Origin of the sequence: Congregibacter litoralis KT71 (assembly GCF_000153125.2) — a bacterium.
GTDB lineage: Bacteria > Pseudomonadota > Gammaproteobacteria > Pseudomonadales > Halieaceae > Congregibacter > Congregibacter litoralis.
In genome coordinates, this window is record NZ_CM002299.1 from 800,846 (window position 1) to 812,888 (window position 12,043).

Sequence of the window (12,043 nt, forward strand, 5' to 3'; positions counted from 1 at the left end):
CCGTGATGTGTAGGGTAGCTCCTGAATGTGATCCTATCTGTGGCTGCTGACTGAGCGGCGAAGTACACTGCGCGGCCATGAACCGCCTCCTTTCCTTTTTGCGTAAGCTCGCCCTCGTTTTGGTCGCTGTGTTCCTCGTTGGGCTGTTTTATCTCAACGCGCTCATAACCGACACCTTCGAAAGCAAGCGCTACGCCCTGCCGGCTCAGGTCTTTGCCCGGCCCCTGGAGTTGTTTGTGGGTGCTCGCCTGCCCCAGGCGGCGGTGCTGGGCGAGCTGGAGCGCCTTGGATATCGCCGGGTGAGTCGGGTGCGCGATCGCGGTGAGTACGAAGTCGTCGGCAACCGTGTGCGGCTCCACAGCCGGGGCTTTGTTTTCCCCGACGGCCGCGAACCGGCGCGCATGGCGACGCTGGAGTTTTCCTCTGCCAGTCTCCAGGGATTAAGCAGCGCCGGGGCGGAGCTGGATATTCTTCGTCTTGAACCCCTGCAGATGGGCGGGATTTACCCTGCCCACGGCGAGGATCGTCTGCTCCTGCGCCTTGAGGAGGTGCCTGACACCCTGCAGGGCGGTTTGCTCGCCATCGAGGATCGCAACTTCTATTCGCACCTGGGTTTTTCACCCACGGGTATTGTTCGCGCCGCGCTGGGTAATATGCGCTCGGGGCGGGTCGTTGCCGGCGGCAGCACCATCACGCAGCAGCTGGTGAAGAACTACTACCTGAGCTCCGAGCGGACGCTCAGGCGAAAGCTCATTGAGCTGTTTATGGCCATGCTTATGGAGCTGCATTACGACAAGCCGGAGATCCTCGAGAGTTACATGAACGAGGTGTACCTCGGGCAGGACGGTCCCCGGGCAATCCATGGCTTTGCCCTCGCTGCGCACCATTACTTCGACAGCCCCCTTGAGGAGTTGGGACTGCATCAGCAGGCGCTGCTCATCGGGATGATCCGAGGCCCCAGTTTCTACAATCCCCAGCGCAACCCCGCGCGGGCCCGGGAGCGTCGGGATCTCGTGCTGCAGGTCATGGCGGAGCAGGGGGTAATCAACGAAGAGCAGGCCGTGGTCGCGCAGGCCATGCCTCTGTCCGTGGGTGGCTCCCGACGCTCGGACACCTTTCCCGCCTACCTGGATCTCGTGAGACGTCATCTGACGGAGCAGTACCGCAAAGAGGATTACGCCACGGCGGGGCTGCGGATATTCACGCCTTTTGACCCGCGGCTTCAGGAGCAGCTTGAGCTGAGTACCACGCGCATCATGGACGCCCTCAATCCCGCGGGCGATCTGCAGACGGCGAGCGTCGTGACGCGGACAGTCAATGGTGAGGTTGTAGCAATCGTGGGAGGGCGAAAGCCGCGGACCACAGGATTTAACCGTGCCCTCGATGCGCGGCGCCCCGCAGGCTCTCTCCTAAAACCTGCGGTCTATCTGGCGGCGCTGGAGCAGCCGGAGGCCTATACCCTGGCGACACCCCTGGATGATTCCACCTTGCGTGTGGCGGGACCTAACGGCGATGTCTGGGCGCCGCGTAACTTTGACCGGGAATCCCATGGCGATGTTTTACTCCATCGCGCGCTGGCCAAATCCTACAATCAGGCAACGGCCCGCCTGGGTATGGATATCGGATTGCCGGCGGTGGTGGATATGTTGCAGCGCCTGGGTCTGCGCCAGGACGTGCCGAGGGTGCCCTCCCTCGTATTGGGCGCGGGAGAATATTCCCCCTTGATGATGGCGCGGGTTTACCAGACGATTGCCGTTGACGGCACGCGCACGCCGCTCCGTAGCATTCTGTCCATCGTCAATCGCAGGGGAGAAATTTTGCGCAATAACATCACCGAGTACGAGCGCGCTGTGGATCCCCGTGCCATTCATCTCCTCCACTACGCCCTGCGGGAGGTGGTACGCGAGGGAACGGGACGGGGGGTTTACCGCAGCCTTGCCGAGGACTTTCACGTGGCGGGAAAAACCGGGACCACCAACGATGGTCGCGACTCCTGGTTCGCGGGCTTCTCGGGTGATTTGCTCGCGGTGACGTGGATCGGGCGGGACAACAACAATGCGACGGGCCTGACAGGCTCGAGCGGAGCACTGCGTATCTGGGCAGACTTCATGGCCCAGGCCGCGACCCGCCCTCTCAGTTATCGAATGCCCGCGGGTGTCGAGCTTCATCGTGTGGATGATCGCAGCGGGGAGCTCACGGGAGAGGGCTGTGCCAATGCGCGTCTGCTGCCGTTCATCACCGGGTCTCAACCCGTTCGCAGCACTGGCTGTGCGCCTAAGTCCGAGGGCATTCGGGGCTGGTTCGAGAAGCTGTTCGGTGGCGGTGACCGATGATGGGTTCCCCGAGCGCTTTTCAGAGCTTACTGCTGGTTGTTGTTCTCCTTGCCCTCGCTGCCTGTGCATCCGGTCCCAGCCCGGTACCACCCGAGGCCCCCGAAGCCCGAGAGCGGTCTTCGCGCATGCCCACGCCCACGATTCCCGCGCCGTCGACGCCGACCGCGCCCACCGATAGAAGCTCGCCGCCCGCAAGGAGCCCCGTCGATAGTTTGCTGGACGAGGCTCGCGCCTTTCGGGAGCAGGGGGATTTATCGGCGAGCTTTGCCCGTCTCGAACGGGCCCTGCGCATTGCGCCCCAGCGCGCTGAAGTTTATCTGGAGTTGGCGCGAAGCCATGCGGCCGCGGGAAGACCCGGGCGGGCCTCCGCCAGTGCTGAGCGGGGCTTGTTGTATTGCGGCGCGTCCACCTGCACAAAGCTCCGACAGTTTATCGACTAGCAAGGCGATCACGAAGAGCCTGTGCCAGGGGTCTTTGAGATCTGGAGATCGATGCGGTCGTTAGCGCTCGCTGACACGAGTCCGCGAGCCATCCTCCCTAGGCTCAAATTGCAGCATCTGATTGATACAGCGGGGCAGTTCCCCCACGGTGTGACTGACAAACAACAGCTGACATCGCCCCCGATCGACAAGGTGATCCACAGCTGCCAGAAGCATTTGCCGGTGGCGGGGGTCGAGGCTCAGGGTGGCCTCATCGAGGAGTAATATCTCGGGCTCTTTGACCATGGCCCGCGCCAAAAGCACCAGGCGCTGGAGACCGAAACTCAGAGTATGAAATTCCCTGTCGACCTGCGCGGATAACCCTAGAGCCCTGAGCCACTCCCGCGCGCTGGAACGCTGGAGGTCGCTGGGTCGGTCCCGGAGCCCAACACTGTCAAAAAATCCCGAGAGAACGACGGATTCCACGGTGCTGCCGCTGGGCACAGCGAATTGCATGCGGGCATCCACCCGGCCGAAGCGGGCTTTGATGTCCCAGACACTTTCACCGCTGCCGCGACGCCGGCCAAAAAGCGAAACCTGCTGCCCGTAGGCCTTGTGATTATCCCCGGTGAGAAGGTCCAGCAAGGTACTTTTGCCACAGCCGTTGGGACCGACGATCAGTGTGTGCTGATCTGGCGCCATGGACCAGTCGAGGTTTCGAAAAACGCAGAGATCTCCGAAGGAGACCGAGACATCCTGAAGTTCTATCGTGGGTTCGGAGCGAGAGGGCTCAGCGGTGGACTTCGCTTTGGGAAGCGCGCCGAATGCTACGGTGGCCGGTTCCAATAAACGCCGTCCCTCGGGACTATCAAGCACCGTTTGCGGGTCGCCCATGGCGATGATTCGTCCGCCGTCGAGGAGCATGAGTCTGTTACAGGCACCGGGGATTTCCTCAGGACTCCGGCACAGCGTCAGCACAGCGGGGCTGCGTGCCATGATGCTGTCGAGGGCTTCCCGCAGTCGTTCCTGAGTGGCCAGGTCCAGTCCATCAAGGGGGCTGTCAAGAATCAACAGGGCGGGTCTGGCGAACAGCGCGCTGGCCAGCAGCGCTTTGCGCATCTGTCCGGTGCTGATGTAGCGCAGCCCGCGATCCAGAATATCGCGAATGCCCAGAAGCTCGATAAGCGCATCGCGCTCTGTTTGTGACCAGTCCTCGGTCTGCAACAGATCTTTTACCCGGGTGCCCTCATCCCGGGCGTTTGCTTCAAATTCTGCACAATCGAGCTTCTGATCCCGTTCCCAAAGGCGCCGACCACGCTCGAAGCAGACGTAGGCGGTGCCGCCATCCCGTAACGTCGGGCTGCGATTAAACGACCCGGCAAAGCGGGTCTGCTCCCCGGCAATGACCGTTGCCAGCGCTGTTTTGCCGGCACCGTTGGCGCCGAGTATCGCCCAGTGCTCCCCCGGCACCCAGCGCCAGGAGATGCCCTGTAAAGCGGGTTTGGCACGATAGCTGAGCGCGAGATTCTCCAGGGAAAACAGCTTGCTTGGTTGTTCGTTAGTGGCTGACACAAAGACACCCGGGCATGTGGTGGTATGCAGTGTAAATGACTCGCCGCCGGTGGGCGTAGGGGCAGGCAGTTTATGGCTCCGTGGTATTGCCCGGAGCCACGGGCAGGATGCCGCGCTTGCGAGCAAGCGGTACCATGGAAGTCACCTGTGTTTTTCTTCGTTACTTATCAAGGCTTACAACCGTGTCCATCGCTCTCCTACAAATGGCCGAATCCAGGCTGGCGGGCCATCGGCCCTCCCGAAAATGGCTGAAGGGCATCATGAAGCGCGCGGCTGTGGCGCTGATATTGCAGCTTAGGGAGGGGGAGTTGGGCGTATTGATGATCCGCCGGTCGGATCGGGAGGGCGACCCCTGGTCGGGGCAGATGGCCTTTCCCGGCGGGCGAAAAGAGCCCGACGATGAAAGTGATCTGGAAACCGCCCGGCGAGAAACGGAGGAAGAAATCGGCCTCCATCTGGGGGCGCAGGAGCCCTGTATCGGGGCCTTGTCTGAGCTTAATGCGATCAATAGCCGATTCCGCGGGCTGGTGATATCGCCCTATGTCTTCCATCTGGAGCGGAGTGTGAACTTCCACCCCAACCATGAAGTAGCGGAGGTGGTGTGGGTGCCTCTGGAGTTTTTACTGGATACGGATAACCGCGAAGAAATGGTCTGGGAGCGCAACGGCATCAAGCTGCGCATGCCCTGTTATTTCTATGAGGAGCGGCGGATCTGGGGCCTGTCCCTGCGCATGCTGGATGAGCTCATGGACGTGGTGGCCGGGAAATCTCCCGGGCGTAAGCGCTGGCGCAGGTTTTAGGCGCTCGCCTCGTCGAGGCCCTTACTGCCGGCCGATGTCTTCATCGCCCCGAAGAAATGCCTTGGTGTCCAGAAACAGCTCCATCATGGCGGGATCTTCCCGGCTGGCCTCCAGGAGGGCCTCGCTGTCAGTTTCGCCGCGCAAAAAAGCACGGAGGACATCCATAAACACCGGCGTCATGTCCGGATCTCTGGCCCAGCGGGGCGCATTAACGAGGTTACCCGTGACCACCTCGCCGTTATAGGTCAGCCAGTAACCGCCGCAGCTCGACAGGTAGTAATCGTCGCGACGGCCAAAACTCTGGTTGGGTGTCGAGGGATCGAAACCGTCATCGGGCACGTCGGTGATGCGTTTGAGCGCCAGTATCCAGCGGGATCCTACGGGAAATTCCTCCGCCGGTGGCCGGCAGTAATCCCGCGTCTCCATCCACACGCGGATGTCGTCCAGATACGCTTCGCCCCGCAGCTGTTCCTCTATGGCAATATCCACGGCGTTGCCTTTGATTCGCAGGACCTCTGCGGCCACGACGAGATCCGCGGATGCCTGAACGTCGCTGAAGGAGCCTTCCCACAAGCAGCCGCACTCGGCACGCAGGTTGCCGGAGGCAGGGAGGAGTGCCAGGGCGAGGGCCCCGGCGAGCCCGCGCATCACCGCGGCCCTGTTACTGGAGCGCGCGAGCCGCATCCAGGGCAAAGTAGCTGAGAATGCCAACGCATCCGGCGCGCTTGAAGGCCAGCAATGACTCCAGCATCACCGCGTCGCGATCGAGCCAGCCGTGTTCAAAGGCCGCCATATGCATGGCGTACTCACCACTTACCTGATAGGCAAAAGTGGGCGCCTTGAGCTCCTCGCTGACGCGCCGGGCGATATCGAGGTAGGGCATACCAGGCTTGACCATGATCATGTCCGCGCCCTCGTTTAAATCCAGGGCGCACTCATGGAGGGCTTCATCGCTGTTGGCGGGATCCATCTGGTAGCTGAATTTGTTGCCGCCCTTGATGTTGCCCGCGGAGCCCACGGCATCGCGAAAGGGCCCGTAGTAGCTGGAGGCGTACTTGGCCGCGTAGGACATGATGAGTGTGTTGACGTGTCCGCCGTCCTCGAGAACCCTGCGAATGGCCCCGATGCGACCGTCCATCATGTCTGAGGGAGCCACGACATCGGCACCCGCCGCCGCGTGGCTGGCGGCCTGCCGCACCAGCACCTCGGTAGTGCGATCATTCAGTACATAGCCCTGCTCATCGATGATGCCGTCCTGACCATGGGTGGTGAAGGGATCCAGGGCCACATCGGTCATCACGCCCAATGCCGGTTGCGCCGCTTTCAGAGCACGCACGGCACGCTGGGCGAGGCCGTCCGGGTTGAAAGCTTCCTCGGCTTCGAGGCTTTTCTTCTCTGTGGATACCACAGGAAACAGGGCGATGGCCGGAATACCCAGCGTCACCATCTCTCCCGCAAGCTCTATCAGGAGATCAATGCTCAGACGCTCCACGCCCGGCATGGAAGGCACAGCTTCCCGCTGATTCTCTCCCTCGAGGACAAAAACCGGGTAAATGAGGTCATTGGGTGACAGGGCGTTCTCCCGAACCAGGCGCCGGGCGAAGTCGTTCGCACGAAGGCGGCGCATGCGCGTGCCAGGAAACGGACCGCGGGTTGATGCAAAGGCCATAGATGCGTACTCCGAAACTTAAAGGGCTGCGAAAGCGGTAGCAGCGGCCGCGACGGTTTCTTCGATATCGGCGTCCGTGTGCGCTGCCGACATAAAACCCGCTTCGTAGGAGGCGGGTGCGAGATACACGCCCAGCTCCAGCATATGGTGAAAGAAGCGAGCAAAGCTGTCCGTATCGCAGGCCATGACGTCGGCGTAATTGGATACGCTGTCGGCGTCCGTGAAGAAGCCGCCGAACATGGTACCCGCGTGGTTGGTGGTAAAGGGCACACCTGCCTTGTCCGCAGCCTGCTGCATGCCGTCGCAGATCGCCTGGGTGTGAGCAAAAATGGGCTCATAAAACCCGGGACGGGAAATGATACGCATGGTGGCAAGTCCCGCAGCCATGGCGATGGGATTGCCCGACAGGGTGCCAGCCTGATAAACCGGACCCAGGGGCGCAATCTGCTCCATGATCTCGCGTTTGCCGCCAAAGGCGCCGACGGGCATACCGCCGCCGACGATCTTCCCCAGACAGGTGAGGTCGGCTTCGATGCCCAGATGACCCTGGGCGCCGTGGGTGCCGAACCGAAAACCGGTCATGACCTCGTCGAGAATCAGGACCGCGCCGCTGGCAGTACAGACTTCACGCATGGCCGTGAGGAATTCCGGCGTGGGGAGCACGCAATTCATATTGCCCGTCACGGGCTCAACGATGAGGCAGGCAATGCGATCGCCGTGTTCCGCAAACGCTTTGCGCAACTCTTCGGGATCGTTGTAGGTGAGGGTCATGGTGTAGTCCGCCAGAGCGGCGGGAACACCGGGGGAGCTGGGGACGCCCAGGGTGAGCGCGCCAGAGCCCGCTTTGATCAGCAGCGAATCCGAGTGTCCGTGGTAGCAGCCCTCAAACTTCACAATGATATCGCGGCCGGTGTAACCACGGGCCAGGCGTATGGCACTCATGGTGGCCTCGGTGCCGGAATTCACCATGCGCACCAGGTCCATGTTCGGCATGATGTCGCAAATGGTATCCGCTAGTTCGATCTCGAGTTCCGTGGGGGCGCCGAAGCTGAGACCTTTCTCTGACTGCTTTACCACCGCTTCCCGCACTTCCGGATGATTGTGTCCCATGATCATGGGGCCCCAGGATAGTACGTAGTCCGTGTAGCGCTTGCCGTCGCAATCGAAGATGTAGGGGCCCTCGGCCCGATCAATGAATATGGGTGTGCCGCCGACGGCCTTGAAGGCTCGTACGGGAGAGTTCACTCCTCCGGGGATGTGTCGGGATGCACGTTCGAAAAGCTCGGCTGATCGGCTCATGTTATTGCCGTTCCTTCTTTAGTTGTCTTGGGTTGTCACAGCAGTTCAGTGTGATGGCTGGACGAATTTAATCAGCAATTATGACGCTTTCTCCCCGCAATCGCTGCTTTTGTCGCAATGGTGTCAGAACGGCTTGAGGACTACCAGAAATACGATGGCAAACAGAAAGAACACGGGGATCTCATTAAAGAATCGATAGAACACGTGGCTGTGATCGTCCTCGTTGGCGTTGATACGCTTCACGTAGCGTCCGCACTGAAAATGGTAAACCACGAGAAAGGCCACGCCGGCCAGCTTCAGCCACAGCCAGGTGGCGCCGAGATAATAGCTGGCGTTCACGCTGATAAGGCCCACACCAAACACGATGGTGAGCGCCATAAAGGGGGTTACAAAGCGGTAGAGCTTGCGCGACATGAGGGCCAGTTGGGCGCGGGTCTCCGGGTGCTCGCAAGCGGCGTAGTTGACAAAGAGTCGTGGCAGATAGAACAGGCCCGCAAACCAGCAGACGACGAAAATGATGTGAAGGGCGCGCAACCAGAGCATGTATCTAATCCTTGGTGTTAGCGGTCAGGTATTTAAGTGATCGAGGGTGAAGCGCTCGATGCGGTCCCGGGTCACGATGCCGCGGAGACGTCTTTCACCTTTCCTCCCGCGAGTGTACACACAGACGGCCTCGACGGTGCGGGCCTTTAGAATATCCAGCACCTGTCTGAGGGTCGCCTGCTCCGGCACGACCGCGATGGTCCAGCGCCGCAGGGATGATTCCGTGACACTGCGAATTGAGGGCTCATCCGGGTTTGGGGGCGGCGCCTCTTCCAGCCAGTCCATAAGTTCGTGACCGCTTACGAGGAACAGGTCTTCCCCCTCGCGACTGACGAGACACCAGTTGGGCACCTGGAGGGCAAGGGTTGCGGAGACCGCCGGTTTGACCTGCTCACCAATGACCACGACGCTACCGTCGATTACCGCGTTGACATCCGTGCGGTGGAGGAGTTGATTCAGGGGGTCGTCGGGCAGCTGGCGCCGCAGTTGGCTGAGCACGCTGCGGTGCGCCGAGCGCTGTCGGAAGACGCTGAGATTGGTGAGGTTGGCCACGATGATGGCGAGCATGGCGGGCATGGCGACGCTGGTGCTTTGCGTCAGTTCAATCGCGGCGAGACAGGCCGCGAGCGGTGCACCAAAGGCGGCGCCCATGGCCGCCGCCATACCGATGGTCACGTAAAGCGTGGGGTCCGGAGCAACCACGGGGTAGAGCTGATTTCCCAGTTGTCCGAAAAAGCCCCCGACGCAGGCGCCAATGAGAAGCGTAGGTCCGATGATTCCCACGGGCATACCAAAACCGACACTGATCCCCGTGGCGAAGATTTTTGCGCCGGCGATCAAGAGTAGAGCGCCGAGGGCAATCTGGCCGTACATCACATTCCCCAGGGTGTCGTAGCCAATGCCCAGGGTTTCGGGAATGGCGATACCGAGGGCACCGGTGACAAGCCCCGCCAGGGTGAAGCGGAGCATCACGGGCCACTTGCCAAAACTTGCACCAATGGTGCTCACGCGAATAAGCATGGCGGCAGCACAGCCACAGAGAAAGCCCAGGAGCGCAATGTAGGGTATTTCCCACAGCGTGGTCAGCTGCGCCCGGGACATGTCAAAGATTTCGGCGCCTCCACCAAAGCGCTGACTCAGCACGGAAGCGGCTACCGCCGACAGCATGACGGGCATAAAACCCACCACGGTGTACTCGGCGATGATGACCTCCATCGCAAAAATCACGCCGGCAAGAGGCGTATTGAACGCAGCAGCGATACCCCCTGCGGACCCGCAGGCAATAAGAATACGGAGACTGTTGTTCGGCAGGGCGAGCCTTTGGCCGATAACGCTGTTAATGGCGCTGCCGAGATGCACGCCGGGACCCTCCCTTCCCCCGGACTGTCCTGTAGCGAGGGCCACAATGCCGGCACAGAACTGCACCACAGCATTACGCCAGGGGAGCATGCCGTAGTTGCTGTGGAGGCGACTGATGACGTGGACAATGCCCACTTCCCGATCCTCCGGGCGCAAAAAAGTAAAGATCAGACCCAGGGTCAGGCCACCCAGCACGGGCAATAAAAAGCGGGAAAGGGTGTCCAGGCCTTCGTAGTCTTCTGCGCGATTTCCTACGCCCCAGAGTAAAGCGAGGTGGTCGATACCGTGTTCAAAGGCGATGACGGCTGCGCCGGAAGAGATGCCAGCGATGATGCCCAGCAGCGCATAGGCCGGTACAGAGTCGTAGCGCGTCAGGGCGCGGCGGTAGGATCCGAAGCTGAAGGGCAAGCGGCTATTCCAGCGTTAAAGGGTTAATGGTAGCAATTCTTCGTCGCGCTTTGGCGATATACTCCAGCGCCTCAGAGAGTGGAGGCAGCATGATCAAGGTCGGTATAGTGGGTGGCACGGGGTACACGGGCGTGGAGCTTCTCCGGCTGCTGCTCGCCCATCCCCGGGTGGATATAGCTCTGATTACCTCCCGCGCAGAGGCGGGGCGGCCCGTGGCGGATCTCTTTCCCAGCCTCCGGGGTCGCATCGAACTGAGTTTCAGTGATCCCGATGATGAGGCCCTGGCGGCTTGCGATGTGGTGTTTTTTGCGACCCCTCACAATGTCGCCATGCGCAGCGTACCCGCCTTGCTGGCGGCGGGTGCCCGGGTCATCGACCTCTCGGCGGATTTTCGTATTCGTGACGCCGGCCTTTGGGAGCAGTGGTATGGCGAACCCCACCTTTGTCCCGAACTCCTTGGGGAGGCTGTCTATGGCCTCCCGGAGCGACACCGTGAGACGATTCGCGATGCAAGACTCCTGGCCTGTCCCGGATGCTATCCCACCGCCGTGCAATTGGGATTCATGCCTTTACTGGAGGAGGGGTTGATAGACACGCAGACGCTCATCGCCAATGCCGTTTCCGGTGTCAGCGGTGCGGGAAGGCAGGCCAAAATCGACAACCTTCTGAGTGAGGTAAGCGACAGCTTCAAGGCCTACGGGGTGAGTGGCCACCGGCATCTGCCCGAAATAGAGCAGGGATTGTCGGCTATGGCGGCTCAGCCGGTGTCCCTGACCTTTGTTCCGCACCTCGCACCTATGATTCGCGGGATTCATGCCACCCTGTACGGCGCCTTGAATGCTGCGGGGCGTGCCGCTGACCTGCAGGCGCTCTACGAAGACGCCTATGCCCATGAGCCCTTTGTGGACGTCCTGCCCGCCGGACAGTACCCCCAGACCCGAAGCGTACGCGGCGCCAATACCTGCCAGTTGGCACTGAGCGTGCCCCAGAACCGCGAAACCGTCGTGGTGACGGTGGTGGAGGACAACCTGGTCAAGGGGGCGGCGGGCCAGGCTATTCAGTGTATGAACCTGATGTTCGGTGAGGACGAGAGCGCGGGCATTGCCTTGCCCGGCCTTTTGCCCTGATGACGAGACAGCCATGGCGGTCGCCGGCGTCCCTCGCTATACTTGAGTTGCGCGCTGGGTTTTACTAGCCTTAGGGCGCGCTGATCTTGGAACCCTTGGGAGATCACAAAAAACTTAGTCCTTCCATCACTGGACCATTGGAATTGCATGACTGTTGCTGAAGCTTTTGATCCGAACGCCATCACCCTGTCTGACCGCGCGGTGAATAAAGTGCGGGAGCTCGTTAGCGAAGAAGAGAACACCGCACTTAAATTGCGCGTGTTTATCACCGGGGGCGGGTGCTCCGGGTTTCAGTACGGGTTCTCCTTCGATGAGGATGCCGCGGAAGACGACACAACGATCGAGCGCGAAGGCGTCACGGTGCTTGTAGATCCCATGAGCTTTCCCTACCTCGCGGGCTCGGAGGTTGACTACAGCGAAGGTCTCGAGGGTTCGCGCTTTATCGTGAATAATCCGAATGCGTCCACGACCTGTGGCTGCGGGGCTTCTTTTTCAGTCTGACGCGATTTCAGTC

At 61.0% G+C, this 12,043-nt stretch carries 11 protein-coding genes; 5 read left to right on the forward strand and 6 right to left on the reverse strand.

Annotation, left to right across the window (positions count from 1 at the left end; translation table 11 throughout):
• Nucleotides 1–77: 77 nt before the first annotated feature.
• Together mrcB and KT71_RS19620 are read left to right on the forward strand one after the other, a co-directional pair.
• On the forward strand, nt 78–2,333 hold the full coding sequence (gene mrcB / locus KT71_RS03660) for a penicillin-binding protein 1B (RefSeq protein ID WP_008292809.1): 2,256 nt from the start codon (nt 78–80) through the stop codon (nt 2,331–2,333).
• On the forward strand, nt 2,330–2,773 hold the full coding sequence (locus tag KT71_RS19620) for a tetratricopeptide repeat protein (protein ID WP_023659914.1): 444 nt from the start codon (nt 2,330–2,332) through the stop codon (nt 2,771–2,773). Before mrcB ends, KT71_RS19620 begins: the two co-directional genes overlap by 4 nt.
• Nucleotides 2,774–2,833: 60 nt before the next feature.
• Here the strand turns inward: KT71_RS19620 and KT71_RS03670 are convergent, their stop codons facing one another.
• Nucleotides 2,834–4,324: an ATP-binding cassette domain-containing protein gene (locus KT71_RS03670; protein WP_008292808.1), complete on the reverse strand. Its 1,491-nt coding sequence runs from the start codon at nt 4,322–4,324 to the stop codon at nt 2,834–2,836.
• A 182-nt stretch (nt 4,325–4,506) separates the two neighbouring features.
• Here KT71_RS03670 and KT71_RS03675 point away from each other — a divergent pair, with 182 nt between their 5' ends.
• Nucleotides 4,507–5,124 (forward strand): NUDIX hydrolase, encoded by a 618-nt coding sequence (locus KT71_RS03675; protein WP_023659915.1) that lies wholly within the window; start codon nt 4,507–4,509, stop codon nt 5,122–5,124.
• Between the two features lie 21 nt (nt 5,125–5,145).
• Here KT71_RS03675 and KT71_RS03680 read toward each other — a convergent pair whose 3' ends face one another.
• The 5 genes from KT71_RS03680 to KT71_RS03700 form a co-directional block, all read right to left on the reverse strand.
• Nucleotides 5,146–5,772, reverse strand: coding sequence for a hypothetical protein (locus tag KT71_RS03680; protein ID WP_023659916.1), 627 nt, complete (start codon nt 5,770–5,772; stop codon nt 5,146–5,148).
• Between the two features lie 13 nt (nt 5,773–5,785).
• Nucleotides 5,786–6,793 carry a porphobilinogen synthase gene (gene hemB, locus KT71_RS03685; protein ID WP_008292805.1) on the reverse strand — a complete coding sequence of 336 codons (1,008 nt, stop codon included), beginning with the start codon at nt 6,791–6,793 and terminating at the stop codon, nt 5,786–5,788.
• 18 nt (nt 6,794–6,811) lie between these two features.
• The gene (hemL, locus tag KT71_RS03690; RefSeq protein ID WP_023659917.1) at nt 6,812–8,092 is read right to left on the reverse strand and encodes a glutamate-1-semialdehyde 2,1-aminomutase; all 1,281 of its coding nucleotides are present in this window, start codon (nt 8,090–8,092) and stop codon (nt 6,812–6,814) included.
• A 123-nt stretch (nt 8,093–8,215) separates the two neighbouring features.
• Nucleotides 8,216–8,635, reverse strand: coding sequence for a CopD family protein (locus tag KT71_RS03695; RefSeq protein ID WP_008292803.1), 420 nt, complete (start codon nt 8,633–8,635; stop codon nt 8,216–8,218).
• Nucleotides 8,636–8,659: 24 nt separating this feature from the next.
• A complete protein-coding gene (locus KT71_RS03700) occupies nt 8,660–10,402 on the reverse strand; it encodes a chloride channel protein (protein ID WP_008292802.1) in 1,743 nt (580 codons plus the stop codon).
• A gap of 89 nt (nt 10,403–10,491) precedes the next feature.
• On the opposite strand from KT71_RS03700, the gene argC reads away from it, so the two are divergent.
• Both argC and erpA read left to right on the forward strand, forming a co-directional pair.
• On the forward strand, nt 10,492–11,529 hold the full coding sequence (argC, locus tag KT71_RS03705) for an N-acetyl-gamma-glutamyl-phosphate reductase (RefSeq protein ID WP_008292801.1): 1,038 nt from the start codon (nt 10,492–10,494) through the stop codon (nt 11,527–11,529).
• 147 nt (nt 11,530–11,676) lie between these two features.
• Nucleotides 11,677–12,030: an iron-sulfur cluster insertion protein ErpA gene (gene erpA, locus KT71_RS03710; RefSeq protein ID WP_008292800.1), complete on the forward strand. Its 354-nt coding sequence runs from the start codon at nt 11,677–11,679 to the stop codon at nt 12,028–12,030.
• The last annotated feature ends 13 nt before the right edge of the window (nt 12,031–12,043 follow it).